Source organism: Piscinibacter sp. (assembly GCF_047600445.1).
GTDB lineage: Bacteria > Pseudomonadota > Gammaproteobacteria > Burkholderiales > Burkholderiaceae_C > Piscinibacter.
Genome location: NZ_JASGKT010000002.1, coordinates 2072329 through 2092010, shown reverse-complemented (window position 1 = coordinate 2092010; position 19682 = coordinate 2072329). Strand labels below are relative to the sequence as shown.

22 protein-coding genes are annotated in these 19682 nt (G+C 70.3%); 15 read left to right on the top strand and 7 right to left on the bottom strand.

The window, feature by feature from the left end:
• Window positions 1-50 precede the first annotated feature (50 nt).
• Both pabB and QM792_RS14030 read left to right on the top strand, forming a co-directional pair.
• Window positions 51-1901: an aminodeoxychorismate synthase component I gene (pabB, locus tag QM792_RS14035; protein ID WP_415150721.1), complete on the top strand. Its 1851-nt coding sequence runs from the start codon at window positions 51-53 to the stop codon at window positions 1899-1901.
• Complete coding sequence (locus tag QM792_RS14030; protein WP_415150720.1) at window positions 1898-2563, top strand: HAD family hydrolase; 666 nt, start codon at window positions 1898-1900, stop codon at window positions 2561-2563. Before pabB ends, QM792_RS14030 begins: the two co-directional genes overlap by 4 nt.
• 40 nt (window positions 2564-2603) lie before the next feature.
• Here QM792_RS14030 and QM792_RS14025 read toward each other — a convergent pair whose 3' ends face one another.
• The 5 genes from QM792_RS14025 to QM792_RS14005 all read right to left on the bottom strand — a co-directional run bounded on the left by QM792_RS14025 (window position 2604) and on the right by QM792_RS14005 (window position 7066).
• A complete protein-coding gene (locus tag QM792_RS14025) occupies window positions 2604-3215 on the bottom strand; it encodes a LysE family translocator (RefSeq protein WP_415150719.1) in 612 nt (203 codons plus the stop codon).
• 136 nt (window positions 3216-3351) lie between these two features.
• Window positions 3352-4161 carry an AraC family ligand binding domain-containing protein gene (locus QM792_RS14020; RefSeq protein ID WP_415150718.1) on the bottom strand — a complete coding sequence of 270 codons (810 nt, stop codon included), beginning with the start codon at window positions 4159-4161 and terminating at the stop codon, window positions 3352-3354.
• 33 nt (window positions 4162-4194) lie between these two features.
• Window positions 4195-4824, bottom strand: a complete 630-nt coding sequence (locus tag QM792_RS14015) for a response regulator (RefSeq protein ID WP_415150717.1) — start codon at window positions 4822-4824, stop codon at window positions 4195-4197.
• Window positions 4821-6194, bottom strand: coding sequence for a HAMP domain-containing protein (locus tag QM792_RS14010; protein ID WP_415150716.1), 1374 nt, complete (start codon window positions 6192-6194; stop codon window positions 4821-4823). The genes QM792_RS14015 and QM792_RS14010 overlap by 4 nt, the downstream gene beginning before the upstream one ends.
• On the bottom strand, window positions 6191-7066 hold the full coding sequence (locus QM792_RS14005; RefSeq protein WP_415150715.1) for an alpha/beta fold hydrolase: 876 nt from the start codon (window positions 7064-7066) through the stop codon (window positions 6191-6193). The genes QM792_RS14010 and QM792_RS14005 overlap by 4 nt, the downstream gene beginning before the upstream one ends.
• A 211-nt stretch (window positions 7067-7277) precedes the next feature.
• Here QM792_RS14005 and pqqA point away from each other — a divergent pair, with 211 nt between their 5' ends.
• The 5 genes from pqqA to pqqE are packed head-to-tail and all read left to right on the top strand — an operon-like array spanning window position 7278 to window position 10461.
• The gene (gene pqqA / locus QM792_RS14000) at window positions 7278-7352 is read left to right on the top strand and encodes a pyrroloquinoline quinone precursor peptide PqqA (RefSeq protein ID WP_132572691.1); all 75 of its coding nucleotides are present in this window, start codon (window positions 7278-7280) and stop codon (window positions 7350-7352) included.
• A 58-nt stretch (window positions 7353-7410) separates the two neighbouring features.
• Window positions 7411-8331: a pyrroloquinoline quinone biosynthesis protein PqqB gene (gene pqqB, locus QM792_RS13995; protein WP_415150714.1), complete on the top strand. Its 921-nt coding sequence runs from the start codon at window positions 7411-7413 to the stop codon at window positions 8329-8331.
• Between the two features lies 1 nt (window position 8332).
• Entirely contained in the window at window positions 8333-9043 is a 711-nt protein-coding gene (pqqC, locus tag QM792_RS13990; protein ID WP_415150713.1) for a pyrroloquinoline-quinone synthase PqqC, read from the top strand.
• Window positions 9040-9315, top strand: a complete 276-nt coding sequence (gene pqqD / locus QM792_RS13985) for a pyrroloquinoline quinone biosynthesis peptide chaperone PqqD (RefSeq protein ID WP_415150712.1) — start codon at window positions 9040-9042, stop codon at window positions 9313-9315. Before pqqC ends, pqqD begins: the two co-directional genes overlap by 4 nt.
• 15 nt (window positions 9316-9330) lie before the next feature.
• Window positions 9331-10461 (top strand): pyrroloquinoline quinone biosynthesis protein PqqE, encoded by a 1131-nt coding sequence (pqqE, locus tag QM792_RS13980; protein WP_415150711.1) that lies wholly within the window; start codon window positions 9331-9333, stop codon window positions 10459-10461.
• Here pqqE and QM792_RS13975 read toward each other — a convergent pair.
• On the bottom strand, window positions 10433-11392 hold the full coding sequence (locus tag QM792_RS13975) for an MBL fold metallo-hydrolase (RefSeq protein ID WP_415150710.1): 960 nt from the start codon (window positions 11390-11392) through the stop codon (window positions 10433-10435). The two genes, pqqE and QM792_RS13975, sit on opposite strands and share 29 nt — an antisense overlap.
• Before the next feature lie 29 nt (window positions 11393-11421).
• On the bottom strand, window positions 11422-12390 hold the full coding sequence (locus QM792_RS13970) for a LysR family transcriptional regulator (protein WP_415150709.1): 969 nt from the start codon (window positions 12388-12390) through the stop codon (window positions 11422-11424).
• 114 nt (window positions 12391-12504) lie between these two features.
• Here QM792_RS13970 and QM792_RS13965 point away from each other — a divergent pair, with 114 nt between their 5' ends.
• The 8 genes from QM792_RS13965 (at window position 12505) to QM792_RS13930 (ending at window position 19667) form a co-directional block, all read left to right on the top strand.
• Window positions 12505-13962, top strand: coding sequence for a form I ribulose bisphosphate carboxylase large subunit (locus QM792_RS13965; protein ID WP_415151634.1), 1458 nt, complete (start codon window positions 12505-12507; stop codon window positions 13960-13962).
• A gap of 11 nt (window positions 13963-13973) precedes the next feature.
• Window positions 13974-14393 (top strand): ribulose bisphosphate carboxylase small subunit, encoded by a 420-nt coding sequence (locus QM792_RS13960; RefSeq protein ID WP_415150708.1) that lies wholly within the window; start codon window positions 13974-13976, stop codon window positions 14391-14393.
• Window positions 14394-14503: 110 nt separating this feature from the next.
• A complete protein-coding gene (gene cbbX, locus QM792_RS13955) occupies window positions 14504-15400 on the top strand; it encodes a CbbX protein (protein ID WP_415150707.1) in 897 nt (298 codons plus the stop codon).
• Complete coding sequence (locus QM792_RS13950; protein ID WP_415150706.1) at window positions 15397-16146, top strand: HAD-IA family hydrolase; 750 nt, start codon at window positions 15397-15399, stop codon at window positions 16144-16146. Before cbbX ends, QM792_RS13950 begins: the two co-directional genes overlap by 4 nt.
• The gene (rpe, locus tag QM792_RS13945) at window positions 16143-16826 is read left to right on the top strand and encodes a ribulose-phosphate 3-epimerase (RefSeq protein WP_415150705.1); all 684 of its coding nucleotides are present in this window, start codon (window positions 16143-16145) and stop codon (window positions 16824-16826) included. The genes QM792_RS13950 and rpe overlap by 4 nt, the downstream gene beginning before the upstream one ends.
• The gene (locus QM792_RS13940) at window positions 16823-17527 is read left to right on the top strand and encodes an HAD-IA family hydrolase (protein ID WP_415150704.1); all 705 of its coding nucleotides are present in this window, start codon (window positions 16823-16825) and stop codon (window positions 17525-17527) included. The genes rpe and QM792_RS13940 overlap by 4 nt, the downstream gene beginning before the upstream one ends.
• Window positions 17528-17537: 10 nt before the next feature.
• On the top strand, window positions 17538-18611 hold the full coding sequence (locus QM792_RS13935; protein WP_415150703.1) for a class 1 fructose-bisphosphatase: 1074 nt from the start codon (window positions 17538-17540) through the stop codon (window positions 18609-18611).
• Between the two features lie 177 nt (window positions 18612-18788).
• Window positions 18789-19667, top strand: coding sequence for a phosphoribulokinase (locus QM792_RS13930; RefSeq protein WP_415150702.1), 879 nt, complete (start codon window positions 18789-18791; stop codon window positions 19665-19667).
• Window positions 19668-19682: the final 15 nt, after the last annotated feature.

Here is a 19682-nt window from a genome sequence, read left to right as displayed (position 1 = left end):
GCCCGGCAAAGCCGGTTCCGCGGCGGCCGCTTGATGCGCTGAGCTTGGCGATGGTCTGTGCCCTTCTGGACGATCGCCATGCCAGCGACTCGAACCCCACGAGCCGGCTCTACACCGGCTTCGTGCGCGAGCACCGCAACGACGATCCGGCGTGGCTCGATGCGGCGTGGGCGGCTGTCGAGGCCGACCAGCGCGCCGGCCTGCACGCGCTGCTGCTGGCCGACTACGAATGGGGCGCGCGGCTGCTGAAGGCTGGCCACGAGCGGCTTGCGCCCGAACACCGAGGCGCCTTGCGCGTGCTGATGTTCCAGCGCTGCGAGAAGCTCTCGAACGAGGCCGCGACGCGCTGGCTCGAAGCGCAGCCCGACGCCGACGGCACGGCCGGCACGATGGACCTGCAAGCCAGCGTCGATCGCGACGAGTTCACGCAGGCGATCGCGCGCATCCACGAAGCCATCGCCGCCGGCGAGACCTACCAGGTCAACTACACCTACCGGCTGCACGGCCGCGCCTTCGGCTCGCCGCTGGCGCTGTACCGCGCGCTGCGTGCACGCCAGCCGGTGGCCTTCGGCGCCTACATCGTGCTGCCCGAGGGTGGCGAGGCGACGCATGTGCTGTCGTGCTCGCCCGAGCTGTTCGTGCGCTGCGAGGTGGACGAAGCGGGCGCCCTGGCCACCGCGCGGCCGATGAAGGGCACCGCCTCGCGCTTCGTCGCGCCCGAGGGCGACAGCGAGACGGCGCGGCTGCTGTCGGAAGACATCAAGAACCGCGCCGAGAACCTGATGATCGTCGACCTGCTGCGCAACGACCTCGGCCGCATCGCGCGCATCGGCTCGGTGAAGGTGCCGCAGTTGTTCGCGATCGAGCCGTATGCGACGGTGTTCCAGATGACCTCCACCGTGCAGGCGCGCCTGCGGCCCGAGGTCGGCATGCCCGAACTGCTGCGCGCGGTGTTCCCCTGCGGCTCGATCACCGGCGCGCCCAAGCACCACACGATGCAGCTCATCGCGCGGCTGGAGGGCACGCCGCGCGGCCTGTACTGCGGCGCCATCGGCTGGGCCGACGCGCCGCGCGCCGGAGAGCGCCTGGGCGACTTCTGCTTCTCGGTGGCGATCCGCACGCTGACGCTGGGGGCGCAGCAAGGCGGCGCGAGAGCGCTGACGCTGGGCGTCGGCGCCGGCATCGTCCAGGACAGCGCGGCCGCCGACGAGTTCGAGGAGTGCCGGCTCAAGGCGCGTTTCCTCACCGGCCTGGACCCGGGATTCGAACTGTTCGAGACCGTGCTGTGCAGCGCGGCGGGCGCGTTGCCGCTGCTGGAGCGGCATCTGCAACGCCTCGCGCGCAGCGCCGAGGCGCTCGGTTTCGCCTGCGATGGCGAGGCGGCGCGCAGGCTGCTGCTGCGGGCCGCGCGCGAAGCCGCGACGGGCCCGCGCCGGCTGCGCCTCGCGCTCGCGCACGACGGCCGCCTCGCGCTCACGCAGGCCGCGCTGGCGCCCTTGCCCGAAGGCGAGGTGCGGCTGCGCATCGCCGACGAAGCCCTGGGCGACGCCAACCCGCTGGCCGCGCACAAGACCACGCTGCGTACGCTCTACGACGCCGGCGTGCGCGCGGCCGAGCGTGCCGGCGCCTTCGACAGCCTGTTCTTCACGGCGAGCGGCCGGCTCGCCGAAGGCGGGCGCAGTTCGGTGTTCGTGAAGCTCGGCGGGCGCTGGTTCACGCCGCCGGTCGAGGACGGCGCGCTGCCTGGCGTGATGCGCGCGCTGCTGCTCGCCGACCCCGCGCTGGGCGCATCGGAACGCCGCCTGACACGCGCCGACCTGCGCCGCGCCGAGGCCTTGATGGTCTGCAATGCCCTGCGCGGCGTGCTGCCGGCGCGGCTGATGGCGGACGACGCCGCATGACGACGCTGGCGCTGTTCGACCTCGACCACACGCTGATCCCCTTCGACAGCGGCATGGCGTGGACGCGGCACCTCGTCGCCCTCGGCGCGCTGGATGCTTGCGCCGAGCAGCGCCACCTCGACTTCTGCCACCAGTACGTGGCCGGCACGCTCGACATCCGTGCGATGCACCGCGCGCTGCTGGCGCCGCTGGCCGGCGTGGCGCCGGCGCGCTTGGAATCGTGGCGCGAGAGCTTCGCGCGCTCGATGCTCGAACGCCTGCCGGCCGCGACGCGCACGCTGGTCGACGATCACCGCGCACGCGGCGACCTGTGCGCGATCGTCACCGCCACGCAGCGCCTGGTCGCCGAGCCCTTCGCGCGCGCCTTCGGCATCGAGCATCTGGTGGCCAGCGAAGCGGCCATGCACGACGGCTGCCCCAGCGGCGAGACCGCGGGCCTGCCGTGCTACCGCGAACACAAGGTGACGCAGGTCGAGGCATGGCTGGCGCGCATCGGCGCGCCGCCGCTGGCGGCCATCGAACGCTCGTGGTTCTATAGCGACTCGATCGGCGACATCGCCTTGCTGCGGCGTGTCACCCACCCCGTTGCGGTGAACCCGGATGCGCGGCTGCGCGAGCAGTGCCGGAAGGCCGGCTGGCCCGTTCTCGAGCCGGCTTCGTAGACGCGCACGAAGTCGTGTGTGCCCATCTGGAATCTCGAACTCATTTCTGAGTCAGCGCGAGCTGCGCGGCCAGCGCGGCGAACGCGGCGGCGAAGCCGCGCCGCATCCAGGTTTGGACCGACGCGCTGGACAGGACATGCCGCCTGAGCGCGGCGGCGAAAGCGCCGTAGGCGGCGAAGACCACGAAGGTCAGCGCCATGAACACCAGGCTCAGTTCCGTCATCCGGTACACGGGCGCCGCCTCGTTCACGCTGACGAATTGAGGCAGGAAGGCGAAGAAGAAGATGGAGAGCTTGGGATTCAGCAGGTTGACGAGAATCGCCGAAACGATCACCTGCCCGGCACTCCTTCCACCCGCCTTGTCGTTCAGGCTCGGCATGCCGCGAGCGTGGGACATCGTCCATGCCATGTAGAGCAGGTAGGCGACGCCGAGGACTTTGAGGATCTGGAAGGCCGTGGCGCTGGTGTGAAGCAGTGCCGCGAGCCCGCTGATCGCGGCCAGCATGTGGGGAACGATGCCGAGCGTGCAGCCGAAGGCCGCCAGCAGGCTCGCGCGCGGCCCCGCCGAGAGGCCGGCCGCTACGGTATAGATCGCGCCGGTGCCCGGCGATGCCACGATGACCAGCGCCGTGAGGAAGAACTCGAGCGTCATCGCGGCTCCACGCGCAGGGCTTGGGAGGTGCATCGGTACTGCGTCGGCTTGAATGGCATGTGAGAGGTCCGGTCGTGTGTCGAACCGCTCCACTGTGCGCGATGCGCCGCCGTACGGTCTTGAACGAAATTGCGGCTCAGCGCATCGCCGCGGCATACAGCCCTGGAGACAAGCCGTAGGTGCGGACGAAGAGCCGGGTCATGTGGCTCTGGTCCGCGAAGCCGGCTGCCCGCGCCGCATCCGCAAGGGCCACTCCCGCGGCAACGAGCCTGCGCGCTCTTTGCAGCCTGCGCTGCACCAGATAGGCGTGCGGCGTGAGGCCCGTGGCCTTCGAGAAGCCTCGAACGAGCTGGAACTGGCTGATGCCACCGATTTTCGCCAGCTCATGCAGCGAAATCGGCTCCGATGGAGCGTCGTCGATGCGAGCGCGGGCCGGTTCGATGCCTTGGGGCGCTGTGCGCATCTGCTTTTGATGGCCCGCGTCGATCAACCGGGCCAGCAGCAACAGAAGGTTCTCGCGCACCTCGATCTCGCTGTGCCCGCCTTGCGGATCGGTGACGGCACGAAAAAGAGAGGCGAATCGAATCGCGGACGCCGGATCGCGCATCGCGGGCCGCGTCAGTTCCGCGTTGCCGGTGGCGCCGTCCGTCAGGTCCGCCATCGTGTCGGCCAGCGTTGCCGGGTCGAAGTACAGCATCCGCCAGGCGCGGCCGTTCTTGCCGAGGGGCGTGCCGTCGTGGACCTCGCCAGGGTTGACGGTGATGATGTCGCCCGCCTTGGCCTCGACGATGCCGCGACCGCTCGAGGACTTCTGCGCGCCGCGCAGGATGAGGCCCAGGCCGTACTGGTCGTGCATGTGGCGGCCGAACGCATGAGCGGTGTCGGCGGCGACCGCCTCCACGCCCTTCATCGCGCATCGGGCGATGCTGAACCGTCCCTGTGCCATCGCTCTATGCTGACATGGACCCGGCCGCGTGCCTCACACCTGCAGCAAACCCCACTGCAAGGCCACCAGCGTCAGCTCCGACTGGTTGCTCGCGCCGAGCTTCTGCTTGACGTGGTAGAGGTGCGTGCCCACGGTGCTGGGCGAGAGCTTCAGGTTGTCGGCGATCTGTGCCACGCTCTGGCCGCGCGCGAGTTGCAGGAAGACCGAGAACTCGCGTTCGGAGAGCGTCTGCGCCGGGCTGGCCTGGCCCTTGACCTGCGCCATCGCCAGCGCGCGCGCGGTGTGCGCGTCGACGTAAGTTTCGTGGCGCGCCACCGCGCTCACCGCGTCGATCAACGCCTCGGGCGCGCTGCGCTTGGTCAGGTAGCCGAGCGCGCCGGCGCGCAGCACACGCTGCGGGTGCGCGGTGTCCTCGTGCGCCGAGAGCACGAGGATGCGCGCCTTCGCGTCCTGCGCGACGATGCGCCGCACCGATTCCAGCCCGCCCATGCCGGGCATGGCGAGGTCCATCACCAGCACGTCGGGCTGCACGCGCGGGTACTCGGCGCAGGCCTGCTCGCCGGTGTCGAGTTCGGCCACCACCTCGATCCGCGCGTCGGCCAGCAGCATGCGAAAGCCCATGCGCACCAGTGCATGGTCGTCGGCGAGCATCACGCGGATCATGCGGCCTCCGTCGTGCCGGTGGCGGCCAGCGGCAGGCGCACCGCGAGCTGCGCGCCGCGCGGCGCGGCGTCGTCCAGCGCCACGCTGCCGTGCAGCGCCACGACGCGTTCGCGCAGCCAGCGCAGGCCGTAGTGGCCGCCCTCGCGCGGCGCGGCATCGCTCCGGGCCAGGCCGCGGCCGTCGTCGCGCAGCAGCAGCGTCACCTCGTCGGCGGTGCCCGCGAGGCGCAGCGTGACGCGCCCGGCCTGGCCGTGGCGCAATGCGTTGGTGATGCCTTCCTGCGCGGCGCGGTACAGCGCCAGCGCGGCGTCGGCCGGCAGGCGCGCGTCGCCCAGCGCGATGTCGGCGTCCAGCGCCAGGCCGGGGTGGGCGCGGCGCGTGCGCTCGACGAGATCGTTGAGGGCGTCGGCCAGGCCGAAGTTGTCCAGCACCAGCGGCGTCAGGCGCGGGATGATGCCGTGCATCGCGTCGTACAGGCGCGAGCATTCCTCGGCGATCAGGCGCGCGGCGTGTTCGGTGGCGCCGTCCTTGCCGGCGCTGCGCTGCGCGATCGAGGTCGCCATGCTGCGCATCGCGGTGACCGACTGGCCCAGCTCGTCGTGCAGCTCGCGCGCGATGGTCAGGCGCTCCTGCTCGATGTGGTGGTCGATCCAGCGCGTCAGCTCGCGGCTGTCGGAGAGTTGGAGTTCCGCGCGCAGCGCGCGGCGCTCGGTCTCGATGTGGCGGCCGATCTCGCCGACCATGCGGTTGAAGGCGGTGCCGATGGTGCCCGCCTCGCGCCCCGGCAGCGGCGGCAGCACGATGTCGAAGCGGCCGCGCTGCACTTGCTCGAGCGCGCCGGCGATCTGCCCGAGCGGGCGCAGCGTGCGGCCCACCAGCCAGAACACCAGCAGGTTCACCACCAGCAGCAGCGCCGCCGCGCCGCCGGCCAGGGCGACGGCGTCGTCCCAGGCGTCGAGCGCCGAGCGCGTGGCGTTGGACCGCACTTCCAGCTTGCCGTCGGGGAATTCGATGGACTGCACGGTCGGCTCGGGCGCGATCAGCGCCTCGAACCAGTCCGGCGCGTCGCGTCCGGACTTGTAGGTCGACGGCGGCGAGTGGTAGAGCGTCTGGCCGCCCTGGTCGTACAGCGTGATGTCGTTGGCGCGCACGCGCCCGGTGCCTTGCAGGAACGACAGCATCGCCGGCGTGCCCTGCGCGGCGTACAGCCAGGCCGTGCGGTTGAGCAGTTGCGCGGCGACGCGGTTGGCGGCCAGCACCTCCTCGTGTACCGAGCTGCGCATGCTGCGCAGTTGCAGCCCGAGCATCGCGAGCAGGAGCAGCAGCGTCAGCGCGCCGACGACCAGATTGATCTTGAGTCTCAGGCTCATGGCGTGAAGCGGCCGCTGCGCGCGTGGTTCGACAGCGCGCCGCGCATCGCCGCGAGCATCGCCGGATGGGCGGCGTCGTGGCCGGCGCCGTCCACCCATTGCAGCGTCGCACCGGGCAGGCGGCGCTGCAGCAGCACGGCGCCCTCGGGCGGGCAGACGCGGTCGTCGCGGGCGTGGATCAGGTGCGTCGGCACACGCGGCACCGTCTCGCAGCGTTCGAGCAGCGTCGGCGCCTGCAGCCAGCAGCCGTGGCGCAGGTAGTGCGCCTGCACGCGCAGCCGCTCGACCTGCGCGGCCAGCGCTTCGCCGTGCGGCGCGGCGGCCTGCGCGCCGGCGAGCTGCTGCTCGCGGCGCCACCACGCGAGGGCGGCGGCTTCGCGCGTCGCCGCGTCGGGCGAGTCCAGCTCGGCCGCGAGCCGGTCCAGCGACAGCTCGCCGAAGAAGGCGGCGATGTCCTGCGGCCGCGCGAGAAAGCTCGCGCGCAGCAGCAGCGCCGCGACGGCCCGCGGTTCGGCGGCGGCATGGGCGAGCGCGAGCGTCGCGCCCCACGAGCCGCCGACCACCACCCAGCGGACTATGCCCAGGTGTTCGCGGATGAGGCGCAGATCGGCGATCAGCGCGTCGGTATCGTTGTGCGCCGTCTCGCCGCGTGGCCGGCTCGCGCCCGCGCCGCGCTGGTCGGGACAGACGATGCGCCAGTGCGCCGCGTCGAACACGCTGCGCAGCAGCGGCGAGCTGCCCGAGCCGGGGCCGCCGTGCAGCAGCACCACGGGCATGCCGTCGCGCGCGCCGAATTCCTGCACCGACAGCACATGGCCGCCGGGCACGGCAAGGGCATGGGTGGCGAAGGGCGCGGTGGTGTCGGAAAGCACCCGGCGATGGTATCGACTCCGCCCGCGCATCCATCGCTGGGTCGCCCCCGGGAGAAGCCGGAGATCGATTCCAGATATTCATGAGGGCCGAATCATGGCGCGGGGCCTGTGCGGCGCGCGGGCGAGCCACGAGCATCCATCACGGGACGACGAGGGTCGTTCTCGTGGCGACCACCCGGCGCCATGTGTCGTTCACTGAAGGAGCAGTTCCATGCAATGGCAAACCCCGGCCGCGGCCGATTTCCGCTTCGGCTTCGAAATCACGATGTACGTCGCCGCCCGCTGAGCGTGCGCAGGCCGCCGCGGGTGCACCACTCGCGGCGGCCCCTCTTTTCCACGTCCCGATGCGCATCACCATCCTCGGCTCGGCCGCCGGCGGCGGCTTTCCGCAGTGGAACTGCAACTGCCGCCAATGCGCCGGCGTGCGCAGCGGGGCGCTGCGCGCCAGGGCGCGCACGCAGTCGTCGATCTTCGTGCAGGGCGAGGCGGGCTGCGACGGCGTGCTGTTCAACGCCTCGCCCGACATCCTCGAACAGATCCGCTCGAACCCGACACTGCAACCGAAGCGCGCGATCCGCGACACGGCGATCGCCGGCGTGCTGCTGATGGACGGGCAGATCGACCACGCCACGGGCCTGTTCATGCTGCGCGAGCGCGGCAGTCCGCTGCCGCTGTGGTGCACCGACCCGGTCCACGAAGACCTGACGACCGGCAACCCGGTACTGAACGTGCTGGGCCACTACTGCGGCGTGGCGCGCCGGCGCATCGAACCCGACGGCTCGCCGTTCGAGATTCCCGGCGCCGCGCACCTGAGGCTGCGCGCCTTCGCGCTGGCGAGCAAGGCCGCGCCGTATTCGCCGCACCGCGAGCAGCCCACGCCGGGCGACAACATCGGCGTGCTGATCGCCGACACGCGCAGCGGCCGCAGCGCTTTCTACGCGCCGGGCCTGGGCGAGATCACGCCGGCGCTGTTCGACGTGATGAGCGGTGCCGACGCGGTGCTGGTCGACGGCACCTTCTGGACCGACGACGAGATGATCGCGCTCGGCCTGTCGAAGAAGACCGCGCGCGACATCGGCCACCTGCCGCAAAGCGGCCCGGGCGGGATGATCGAATGGCTGGACCGGCTGCCGGCGCGCACGCGGCGCTGCCTCATCCACATCAACAACACCAACCCCATCCTCGACGAAGACTCGGCGCAGCGCGCCGAGCTGGCGCGCCACGGCATCGTGCCCTGCGAGGACGGCATGACCCTCGAGCTGTGACATGAGCGACGCCGCCTGGACCCGCGCCGAATTCGAAGCCAGGCTGCGCGAGCGCGGCCGCTCGTACCACATCCACCATCCGTTCAACGTGATGCTCAACACCGGCCGGGCCACGCCGGAGCAGATCCGCGGCTGGGTGGCGAACCGCTTCTACTACCAGATCGCGATCCCGATCAAGGACGCGGCGGTGCTGTCCAACTGCGACGACCGCGCGGTGCGGCGCGGCTGGGTGCAGCGCATCCTGGACCACGACGGCTTCGAGATCGGCGGCGTGAACGACCCCGGCGGCATCGAGGCCTGGCTGCGCCTGGCCGAAGCCGTGGGCCTGACGCGCGAGGAGGTGGAAGACCGGCGCCACCTGATCCCGGCGCTGAAGTTCGCGGTGGACGCCTACGTCGAGTTCGCGCGCCGCGCGCCCTGGCAGGAGGCGGTGTGCTCCTCGCTCACCGAACTGTTCGCGCCCGAGATCCACAAGCAGCGCCTGGCCACCTGGCCCGAGCACTACCGCTGGATCGAGCCGCAAGGCCTGGCCTACTTCCGCAACCGCGTCGGCCAGGCGCGGCGCGACGTGGAGCAGGGCCTGGCCGTCACGCTAGACCACTTCGACACGCGCGCGGCGCAGCAGCGCGCGCTGGGCATTCTTCAGTTCAAGCTCGACATCCTGTGGGCGATGAACGACGCGATGGCGCTGAAGTACGGCGTGAACGCATGAGCCCCGCGAGCATCGCCAGCCGGCCGCGCATCGGCGCGGGCTTTCGCCTGCAATGGGAGTCGGCGCAGGACTGCCACGTGCTGCTCTACCCCGAGGGCATGGTCAAGCTCAACCGCAGCGCCGGCGAGATCATGAAACGCTGCGACGGGCAGCGCAGCGTCGGCGAGATCGTCGCCGAACTCGAAGCCGCGTTCGATGTGCAAGGCTTGCAGGCCGACGTGCTCGCCTTCGTCGAGATGGCTGCCCGGCAGCGCTGGCTGGCGTGGGGCTGAAGTGGAACTGAATCGATGAGCATCGGCCCGCCGCTGTGGCTGCTCGCGGAAGTGACCTACCGTTGCCCGCTGCACTGCGTGTTCTGCTACAACCCGGTGGACTACGCGGCGCAGCCGGCAGAACTCTCCACCGACGACTGGCTGCGCGTGCTGCGCGAGGGCCGCGAGATGGGCGCGGTGCAGCTCGGCCTGTCGGGCGGCGAGCCGCTGCTGCGCGACGACCTCGAAGTCATCGTCGCCGAGGCGCGCCGGCTCGGCTTCTACAGCAACCTGCTCACCTCCGGCGTCGGCCTCACCGAAGCGCGCGCCGCCGCGCTGAAGGCCGCCGGGCTCGACCACGTGCAGCTCTCGTTCCAGGACAGCACGCGCGAGATGAACGACTTCCTCTCGCACACCAAGACCTTCACGCTGAAGAGTCGCGTCGCGCAACTCATCAAGGCCCAGGGCTGGCCGATGGTGATGAACGTGGTGATCCACCGCCTGAACATAGACCACATCGGCCGCATCATCGAGATGGCCGCCGAGCTGGGCGCCGAGTACATCGAGCTGGCCAACACGCAGTACTACTCCTGGGCCTTCGTCAACCGCGCGCAATTGCTGCCGACGCGCGAGCAGTTGCGGCGCGCCGAGGCCGTCACCGACGAGTGGCGCCGCAGGCTCGAGGGCCGCATGCGCATCTTCTTCGTCGCGCCCGACTACCACGAGGGCCGCGCCAAGAAGTGCGTCAACGGCTGGGGCAGCATGTTCCTGACCGTCACGCCCGACGGCAGCGCGCTGCCCTGCCACACCGCGAAGATGCTGCCGGGCCTGCGCTTCCCGAACGTGCGCGAGGCCTCGCTGCGCGAGGCCTGGTTCGACTCCGACGGCTTCAACCGCTACCGCGGCACCGGCTGGATGAAGGAACCGTGCGCCTCCTGCGAGCACAAGGAGGAAGACCTGGGCGGCTGCCGCTGCCAGGCCTGGCTGCTCGCGCACGACGCCGAGGCCGCCGACCCGGTGTGCCGCAAGAGCCCGCAGCACGACAAGGTGCTCGCGGCGGTGGCACAGGCCGAGGCCGGCGTCACGGAGCATCCGCTGGTGTTCCGCGACCCGAAGGAGTCGCGCCGCCTCGCGGCGCTCACGGGCGCCCCTCCCGCGGTTGCCTGAACATCCACTCGCGCTCGGCGCGCAGAAAGGCGGTCGAGGCGTTGCGGCGGTGGATCGTCTCGTACTGGTCCCAGTGCGCGTAGGCCGGCAGCTCGCCGGCCGCGGGCAGATCGATCAGCGAGGCGCCGGCCTCGACGAGCGCGCGCATCCTCGTCTCCAGCGCGGCGAGGTAGGCGTCGACCGCGTCGATCAGCGCCGGCGAGCCCGGCGCGCCGTGTCCAGGCACGATGGTGGTGAGGCGCTCGCCGCGCAGCGAAGCCAGCGCGCGATGCCAGGCGGGCAGTTCGCCGTCCTGGATGTCGGGCACGCGCGCCGCGTCGAGCAGGCCGCCGGCGAACAGCGTACCGCTGGCCTCGTCGAGCACGGCGACGTCGCCCGGCCCGCTGGCGTGGCCGAAGTACAGCACGCGCACCGCGCGGCCCAGGCCCTCGACCGTGTGCGCGGCCCCGAACACCTGGTCGGGCCGGTACATCGCGGTGCCGGCCATGCCCACCGCGCCGACCGTCTGGCGCAACTGCTTCAGGCAGCCGTCGCAGCGCGCCGCCATCAGTTGCGCTGCGCGATCGTGCATGCGCACCGGGATGCCGGCGTCCTGGAAGGCCGGGCCGCCGAACAGGAACTCGGGGCGCGCATGGGTCACCAGCGCGAGCTTCACCGGCTTGTCGGTGACGGAGCGCACGGCCGCGAGGATGGCGCGGCCGTGCGCGAACGAGGTACCGGTGTCGACCACCAGCACGCCGCGTTCGCCGACGATGAAGCCGGCGTTGGCGATGCGGCCCAGGTTGTGTGCGTCGGCCGTGCCGCCGCTGCCGGGCAGCAGGTAGACGCCGGGGGCGAGGGTGCGCGGCTGCGATGCAGGAGGCGACGGCGGCGATGCGCAGCCGCCGGCCGCGGCCGCGCCCAGCAGGGCCAGCATCCTGCGGCGACGCACGCCTGCTTTCCCGTGTGCGTGGCACGGCGTCATGTCGGCTTCCTCCGTGCCGCCTTCTTCGCCGCCGGCTTGACGCCGAGCTGGCGCCGGATCTCGCCCTGACCGCGTTCGACGAGAAAGGCCTCGAAGGCCTGCGCCACGTGCGGCAACTGGCGCGCGGCCAGGCGCATCACGTACCAGTCGCGCTCGATCGGGTTGTGCGCCATCGGCAGCAGCGCCAGCACGCCGGCCTCGATCTCGAGCACGCAGGTGTGCATCGACAGGAAGGCGACGCCGAAGCCGGCCGCGCACATGTGCTTGATCGCCTCGTTGCTCGACAGCTCCGAGCCGATGCGCAGCGGCAGCCCGGCGTCCTTGAACAGCCGCTCGATGGTCGCGCGCGTGCCCGAGCCGCGCTCGCGCACCAGGATGCGCTGCTCGGAGAGCTGCGCCATCGTCACCTTCGCCTTGCCCTGCATCAGCGCATGATCCGGTGACGCGAGAAAGGCCATCGGGTGCTTCGCGAACGGCGTCGACGCGGTCTTCAGCTCGGCCGGCGGGCGGCCCATGATGGCCAGGTCGATCTCCTGGCTGCCGAGCATGCGCACGATCTCGTCGCGGTTGCCGACCTGCAGGTTGACCTTCACGCCCGGGTGCTGGTTGGCGAAGGTCACCAGCATCGGCGGCAGCAGGTATTCGGCGGTGGTGATCGCGCCGACGCGCAGCGTGCCCGAGAACACGCCCTGCAGCGTGGCCATCTCCTCGCCGGCCTCGCGCCACAGGCCGAGGATGCGGCGTGCGTAGCCGTCGAGCAGCTCGCCGGCTTCGGTCAGGCGGATGCCGCGGCCGCTGCGCTGCAGCAGCGGCGTGCGCGCCGACTCCTCCAGTGCGGCGATCTGAAGCGACACCGCCGGCTGCGTCAGGTGCATCTCGTCGGCCGCCGCCGACACGCTGCCCAGCCGCGCCACCGCATGGAAGGTGGCGAGCTGGCGGAAGGTGGCGTTGCGGGTCAGCGGCATGTGCTTATATTAGATAAATAAGATGAATAAGTCAAAATAATTGATTTTTCTTATTCATCTCGGCTGCCTACATTCGCGCCATCGGACACCCCCAGGAGCCATTCGATGGGCAGCATGAAGGACATCCAGCAGATCACCGACGCGAAGAAGCGCTACTCCGCCGGCGTGCTGAAGTACGCGCAGATGGGCTACTGGGACGGCGACTACGTGCCCAAGGACACCGACATCCTGGCGCTGTTCCGCATCACGCCGCAGGACGGCGTCGACCCGATCGAGGCCGGCGCCGCGGTGGCCGGCGAATCCAGCACCGCGACCTGGACGGTGGTGTGGACCGACCGCCTCACCGCCTGCGACATGTACCGCGCCAAGTGCTATCGCGTCGAGCCGGTGCCCAACAACCCGGGCCAGTGGTTCGCCTACGTGGCCTACGACCTGAGTCTGTTCGAAGAGGGCTCGATCACCAACGTGGCCGCGTCGATCATCGGCAACGTGTTCTCGTTCAAGCCGCTGAAGGCCGCGCGGCTGGAGGACATGAGGTTCCCGGTCGCCTACGTGAAGACCTTCGCCGGCCCGCCCACCGGCGTCGTGGTCGAGCGCGAGCGCCTCGACAAGTTCGGCCGCCCGCTGCTGGGCGCCACCACCAAGCCCAAGCTGGGGCTGTCTGGCCGCAACTACGGCCGCGTGGTCTACGAGGGCCTGAAGGGCGGGCTCGACTTCATGAAGGACGACGAGAACATCAACTCGCAGCCCTTCATGCACTGGCGCGACCGCTTCCTGTTCGTGATGGACGCGGTCAACAAGGCCAGCGCCGCCACCGGCGAGGTGAAGGGTTCGTACCTCAACGTCACCGCCGGCACGATGGAGGAGATGTACCGCCGCGCGCAGTTCGCCAAGGACCTGGGCTCGGTGATCGTGATGGTCGACCTGGTGGTCGGCTACACCGGCATCCAGAGCCTGTCGCACTGGTGCCGGCAGAACGACATGATCCTGCACCTGCACCGCGCCGGGCACGGCACCTACACGCGCCAGAAGAACCACGGCGTGAGCTTCCGCGTGATCGCCAAGTGGATGCGGCTGGCCGGCGTCGACCACATCCACGCCGGCACCGCGGTCGGCAAGCTCGAAGGCGACCCGATGACGGTGCAGGGCTACTACAAGGTCTGCCGCGACACGCACACGCGGGTCGACCTGCCGCGCGGCATCTACTTCGACCAGGATTGGGGCGCGCTGAAGAAGGTGATGCCGGTGGCTTCCGGCGGCATCCACGCCGGCCAGATGCACCAGTTGCTCGACCTGTTCGGCGACGACGTGGTGCTGCAGTTCGGCGGCGGCACCATCGGCCACCCGCAGGGCATCCAGGCCGGCGCCACGGCGAACCGCGTCGCGCTCGAAGCGATGGTGCTGGCGCGCAACGAGGGCCGCGACATCAAGGAGGAGGGCCCGCAGATCCTGCGCGACGCCGCCAAGTGGTGCAAGCCGCTGGCCGCCGCGCTGGATACCTGGGGCGACATCACCTTCAACTACACCTCGACCGACACGTCCGACTACGTGCCGACGCCGGCGGTGGCCTAAGGAGCAACGACATGCGAATCACACAGGGCACCTTCTCCTTCCTGCCCGACCTCAGCGACGCGCAGATCACCAGGCAGCTCGAATACTGCCTGGACAAAGGCTGGGCGGTGGGCGTCGAGTACACCGACGATCCGCATCCGCGCAACACCTTCTGGGAGATGCACGGCAACCCGATGTTCGACCTGAAGGACGCCGCCGGCATCCTCATGGAGATCAATGCCTGCCGCAAGACCTTCCCCGACCAGTACATCCGCGTCACGGCCTTCGATTCCACGCACGGCACGGAGTCGGTGGTGCTGTCCTTCATCGTCAACCGGCCGAAGCAGGAGCCCGGCTTCCGACTGATCCGCACCGAGGAGCCGGGCCGCACGCTGCGCTACAGCATCGAGAGCTACGCGGTGGCGCATCGGCCGGAAGGCGCGAGGTACTGATCCTTCGACAAGCTCAGTCCCTGCTCAGGACGAACGGGGTCGGCCCGTCACCGTTCGCCCTGAGCCTGTCGAAGGGCCTGGTTCGAGTGGAATCAACAGACTTAACGCATATGGACATGCCCGTGCAGCCCAGCGCGCCCAAGGCGCTGTTCGAATCCTCCGGCGTCAAGGCGCTGCTCGACCAGCTCGACGCCGAGCTGGTCGGCCTCGCGCCGGTGAAGGGGCGCATCCGCGACATCGCCGCGCTGCTGCTGATCGACAGGCTGCGCGCCGAGCAGGGCCTGCAATCGCAGCCGCCCACGCTGCACATGTGCTTCACCGGCAACCCCGGCACCGGCAAGACCACGGTGGCGCTGCGCATGGCCGAGGTGCTCAAGCAGCTCGGCTACGTGCGCAAGGGCCATCTGGTCGCGGTGACGCGCGACGACCTGGTCGGCCAGTTCATCGGCCACACCGCGCCCAAGACCAAGGAAGTGATCAAGAAGGCGATGGGCGGCGTGCTGTTCATCGACGAGGCCTACTACCTGTATCGCCCCGAGAACGAACGCGACTACGGCCAGGAGGCGATCGAGATATTGCTTCAGGTGATGGAGAACCAGCGCGACGACCTGGTCGTGATCCTCGCCGGCTACCAGGACCGGATGGACACCTTTTTCTCGTCCAACCCCGGCATGGCCTCGCGCATCGCGCACCACATCGCCTTCCCCGACTACGACGAAGCCGAGTTGATGCAGATCGCGCGACTGATGCTGGACAAGCTGAACTACCGCTTCGATGGCGAGGCGGAATCGGCCTTCGCGCGCTACGTGCACCTGCGCCGGCAGCAGCCGCACTTCGCCAACGGGCGCTCGATCCGCAATGCGCTCGACCGCATCCGGCTGCGCCAGGCGACGCGGCTGTTCGCGAGCGACGCGGCGCTGGGCCGCGACGAACTCGTCACGCTGCAGGCACCGGACGTGCTCGCCAGCCGTGTCTTCACCCAAGCCTCCCAAGGAGCTGCCGCATGAGCATCGAGGCCCTGATCTTCGACGTCGACGGCACGATGGCCGACACCGAAGAAGCGCACCGTGTCGCCTTCAACAACGCCTTCGAACGCTTCAAGCTCGACTGGCGCTGGAGCCAGGACGCCTACAAGGAACTGCTGAAGACGACGGGCGGCAAGGAGCGCATCGCGGCCTACCTGGCGACGAAGACGCTCTCCAGCGCCGAGCGCAAGCAGCTCACCGCGCTGATCCCGGCGATCCACGCCGAGAAGACCAGGTTCTACAGCGCCTTCGTCGCCGACGGCGCGGTGCCGCTGCGCGAGGGCGTGGAGGCCTTGATCGACGAGGCGCTGGCCGCCGGCTGCCGCCTCGCGATCGCCAGCACGACCACTGCTGCCAACATCGACGCGCTGCTGAACGCGACGCTCGGCCCGCGCGGCATCGAGAAGTTCAGCGTGATCGCCTGCGGCGACCAGGTGGCGGCCAAGAAGCCGGCGCCCGACATCTACCAGCTCGCGCTGCGGCATCTCGGCGCCGACGTGGATCAGGCCGTGGCGCTGGAGGATTCGCGCAACGGCCTGCTCGCCGCCACGCGCGCCGGGCTGTGGACGGTGGTGACGCCGACCTACTGGACCGAGCACCACGACTTCGCCGAGGCCGGGCTGGTGCTGCAGCACCTCGGCGAAATCGACTACGCCGAACTCGCGCGCCTGGGCGACCGCCGCCCGCGCAGCGAGTTTTCCGCGCTGTATGCCGGAGCGGCGGGATGAGCCGCGAGATCCGCATCGCGCCCAGCCTGCTGTCGGCCGACTTCGCGCGGCTCGGCGAGGAGGTGCGCGCCGTCATCGCCGCCGGCGCCGACCTGATCCACTTCGACGTGATGGACAACCACTACGTGCCCAACCTGACGGTCGGGCCGCTGGTGTGCCAGGCCATCAAGCCTCATTCGACGGTGCCCATCGACGTGCACCTGATGGTCAAGCCCGTCGATGCGCTGGTGCCCCTGTTCGCGCAGGCCGGCGCCGGCATCATCAGCTTCCACCCCGAGGCGAGCGAGCACGTGCACCGCACGATCCAGTTGATCCGCTCGCAGGGCTGCAAGGCCGGTCTGGTGCTGAACCCGGCGACGCCGCTGGCGGTGCTCGACCATGTGCTGGAAGATCTGGACCTGGTGCTGGTGATGTCGGTCAACCCCGGCTTCGGCGGGCAGGCCTTCATCGCCTCGGCGCTGCGCAAGATCGAGGCGATCCGGCGGCGCATCGAAGCGACCGGCAAGCCGATCTGGCTGGAGGTCGACGGCGGCGTCAAGCCCGACAACGCGCGCGCCATTGCCGCCGCCGGCGCCGACACGCTGGTGGCTGGCTCGGCGGTGTTCACCGGTGCGCGCGACGCGGCGGCGTACCGCGACGCGATCGCGGCGATCCGCGGCGAAGCGCTGGAGGCGTTATGACGGATGAGCTGCGCACGATCCGCGCCGTCGCCTTCGATCTCGACGGCACGCTGGTGGACAGCGCGCCCGACATCCAGCACGCGCTCAACGCCGCGCTGCACCGCGAAGGCCTGGCGTGTTTCGACCTGGCGCGCGTGCGCGGCTGGATCGGCGACGGCCCCGATGCGCTGATCGTCCGCGCGCTCGAAGCGCAAGGCGGCGATGCGGACGACCTCGCCCTGCGCACGCGCCTGCGCCGCCGGTTCGACGCCGCCACGCTGGCCGCGCCGCTGGCCGGCGGCGGCGTCTACCCCGGCGTCGTCGAACTGCTGGACGCGCTGCACCGCGCGCTGCCGCTGGTGGTGCTCACCAACAAGCCGACGCCGCTGGCGCGTGCGGTGCTCGGCGCTGCCGGGCTGGTGCCTTACCTGAGCGGCGTGCACGGCGCCGACACGCCGTCTCTGCGCAAGCCCGCGCCGGCGCTGCTGCTGGCGGCCTGCGAGCGCCTCGGCGTCGCGCCGCACGAGCTGCTGATGGTGGGCGACGCCGAACCCGACATGCGCGCCGCGCACGCCGCCGGCTGCCGCGCGCTGTGCGTGGGCTGGGGCTACGGCCACGCCGCGCTGCCCGCCTGGCTGGACCCGCTGCGCATCGCCGCGCCGCACGAACTGCTCGCCGCGCTGCCGTGCCGCGCCGCCGCCGAACCGATTGCCAACAACTAAGGAGACCGTCATGCCCACCGGCGGAAGACCCACCCTGACGCAGTTCCTGATCGAGCAGCGGCGCCGCCACCCCGGCGCCACCGGCGAGCTGAACGCGCTGGTCACCGACGTGTCGCTCGCCTGCAAGGCGATCTCGCGCAAGGTCGCGCTCGGCGCGCTGGCCGGCACCCAGGGCGGCGCGGGCAGCGTCAACGTGCAGGGCGAGGAGCAGAAGCCGCTGGACATCGAGAGCAACGAGCTGTTCCTGCGCTCGGCCGAGTGGGACGGGCACGTCGCCGGCATGGTGTCGGAGGAGATGGACGCGCCCTACACGCTGCCGCCGCAGTATCCGCGCGGCAAGTACCTGCTGCTGTTCGACCCGCTCGACGGTTCCTCCAACATCGACGTCAACGTCTCGGTGGGCAGCATCTTTTCGGTGCTGCGCGCCGCGACGCCGGGCGAGGACGCGAAGCCCGAAGACTTCCTGCAAGCCGGCACCGAGCAGGTCTGCGCCGGCTACGCGATCTACGGCCCCTCGACCATGCTGGTGCTGACGCTGGGCAAGGGCACGCATGCCTTCACGCTCGAGCCGACGCTGGGTGAATGGGTGCTGAGCCACCGCGACCTGGCGATCCCGCCGGCCACGCGCGAGTTCGCGATCAACGCCTCGAACAGCCGCTTCTGGGAGCCGGCGGTCAAGCGCTACGTCGACGAATGCATGGCCGGCAGCACCGGGCCGCGCGGCGCCGACTTCAACATGCGCTGGATCGCCTCGCTGGTGGCCGAGACGCACCGCATCCTGATGCGCGGCGGCGTGTTCATGTACCCGCGCGACAACAAGGACCCGGGCAAGGCCGGGCGGCTGCGCCTGCTGTACGAGGCCAACCCGATCGCGATGCTGGTCGAGCAGGCCGGCGGGCGCGCCACCACCGGGCACAAGCGCATCCTGGACGTCGCGCCCGAGTCGCTGCACCAGCGCATCGGCTTCATCTTCGGCTCGGCCGAGGAAGTGGGGCGCATCGAGCGCTACCACGCCGAGGAGCCGCTGGAGTCGTTCAAGTCGCCGCTGTTCGGCAAGCGCGGCCTGTTCGCGACCACGCTCTGACCGAGGCAGAGATCCGTGCGCCCTGAGTAGAGATCCGTGGGCCCTGAGTAGAGCTCCGTTCGCCCTGAGCTTGTCGAAGGGCCTGGCGTTGCACCTCGGTGGGCTTCGACAGCCTCAGCCCGAACGGGATCCATACCGAGCAAGACCATCGAATTCCCCACTTCCAGGAAGACCACCATGTCCGCCAAGCACCCCATCATCGCGATCACCGGATCGTCGGGCGCCGGCACCACCTCGGTGACGCGCACCTTCGAGGCCATCTTCCGGCGCGAGAAGGTCGACGCCGCCGTCATCGAGGGCGACGCCTTCCACCGCTACGACCGCAAGGCGATGCGCGAGAAGCTCGCCGAGGCCGAGGCCGACGGCAACCGCAACTTCAGCCACTTCGGCCACGAGGGCAACCTGTTCGAGGAACTGGAGGCGCTGTTCCGCGACTACGCCGAAAGCGGCACCGGCAAGAGCCGCAAGTACCTGCACGACGCCAACGAAGCCGCCCCGTACCAGCAGGAGCCCGGCACCTTCACGCCCTGGGAGAACCTGCCCGGCAGCGAGCTGCTGTTCTACGAAGGCCTGCATGGCGGCGTCACCACCGACACGGTGGACATCGCGCGCTACCCCGACCTGCTGATCGGCGTGGTGCCGGTGATCAACCTGGAGTGGATCCAGAAGCTGCACCGCGACAAGAACATGCGCGGCTACTCCACCGAGGCGGTGACCGACGTGATCCTGCGCCGCATGCCCGACTACGTGCACTACATCTGCCCGCAGTTCACGCGCACGCACATCAACTTCCAGCGCGTGCCGGTGGTCGACACCTCCGACCCCTTCATCGCGCGCACCATTCCCACCGCCGACGAGAGCATCGTCGTGATCCGCTTCGCGAACCCGGCCGGCATCGACTTCCCCTACCTGCTGTCGATGCTGCACGACTCGTGGATGAGCCGCGCCAACACGCTGGTGGTGCCGGGCGGCAAGATGGAACTGGCGATGCAACTGATCTTCACGCCGATGATCCTGCGTCTCGTCGAGCGGCGCCGCAAGGCGCTGGGCCAGTGAGCGGGGAGGGCGCGA

Bases quoted from the DNA above. Each gene is read 5' to 3' on its own strand.
- pabB (WP_415150721.1), top strand. From the start codon at position 51: ATGGTCTGTGCCCTTCTGGACGATCGCCATGCCAGCGACTCGAACCCC.
- QM792_RS14030 (WP_415150720.1), top strand. From the start codon at position 1,898: ATGACGACGCTGGCGCTGTTCGACCTCGACCACACGCTGATCCCCTTC.
- QM792_RS14025 (WP_415150719.1), bottom strand. From the start codon at position 3,215: ATGACGCTCGAGTTCTTCCTCACGGCGCTGGTCATCGTGGCATCGCCG.
- QM792_RS14020 (WP_415150718.1), bottom strand. From the start codon at position 4,161: ATGGCACAGGGACGGTTCAGCATCGCCCGATGCGCGATGAAGGGCGTG.
- QM792_RS14015 (WP_415150717.1), bottom strand. From the start codon at position 4,824: ATGATCCGCGTGATGCTCGCCGACGACCATGCACTGGTGCGCATGGGC.
- QM792_RS14010 (WP_415150716.1), bottom strand. From the start codon at position 6,194: ATGAGCCTGAGACTCAAGATCAATCTGGTCGTCGGCGCGCTGACGCTG.
- pqqB (WP_415150714.1), top strand. From the start codon at position 7,411: ATGCGCATCACCATCCTCGGCTCGGCCGCCGGCGGCGGCTTTCCGCAG.
- pqqC (WP_415150713.1), top strand. From the start codon at position 8,333: ATGAGCGACGCCGCCTGGACCCGCGCCGAATTCGAAGCCAGGCTGCGC.
- pqqD (WP_415150712.1), top strand. From the start codon at position 9,040: ATGAGCCCCGCGAGCATCGCCAGCCGGCCGCGCATCGGCGCGGGCTTT.
- pqqE (WP_415150711.1), top strand. From the start codon at position 9,331: ATGAGCATCGGCCCGCCGCTGTGGCTGCTCGCGGAAGTGACCTACCGT.
- QM792_RS13970 (WP_415150709.1), bottom strand. From the start codon at position 12,390: ATGCCGCTGACCCGCAACGCCACCTTCCGCCAGCTCGCCACCTTCCAT.
- QM792_RS13965 (WP_415151634.1), top strand. From the start codon at position 12,505: ATGAAGGACATCCAGCAGATCACCGACGCGAAGAAGCGCTACTCCGCC.
- QM792_RS13960 (WP_415150708.1), top strand. From the start codon at position 13,974: ATGCGAATCACACAGGGCACCTTCTCCTTCCTGCCCGACCTCAGCGAC.
- cbbX (WP_415150707.1), top strand. From the start codon at position 14,504: ATGGACATGCCCGTGCAGCCCAGCGCGCCCAAGGCGCTGTTCGAATCC.
- QM792_RS13950 (WP_415150706.1), top strand. From the start codon at position 15,397: ATGAGCATCGAGGCCCTGATCTTCGACGTCGACGGCACGATGGCCGAC.
- rpe (WP_415150705.1), top strand. From the start codon at position 16,143: ATGAGCCGCGAGATCCGCATCGCGCCCAGCCTGCTGTCGGCCGACTTC.
- QM792_RS13940 (WP_415150704.1), top strand. From the start codon at position 16,823: ATGACGGATGAGCTGCGCACGATCCGCGCCGTCGCCTTCGATCTCGAC.
- QM792_RS13935 (WP_415150703.1), top strand. From the start codon at position 17,538: ATGCCCACCGGCGGAAGACCCACCCTGACGCAGTTCCTGATCGAGCAG.
- QM792_RS13930 (WP_415150702.1), top strand. From the start codon at position 18,789: ATGTCCGCCAAGCACCCCATCATCGCGATCACCGGATCGTCGGGCGCC.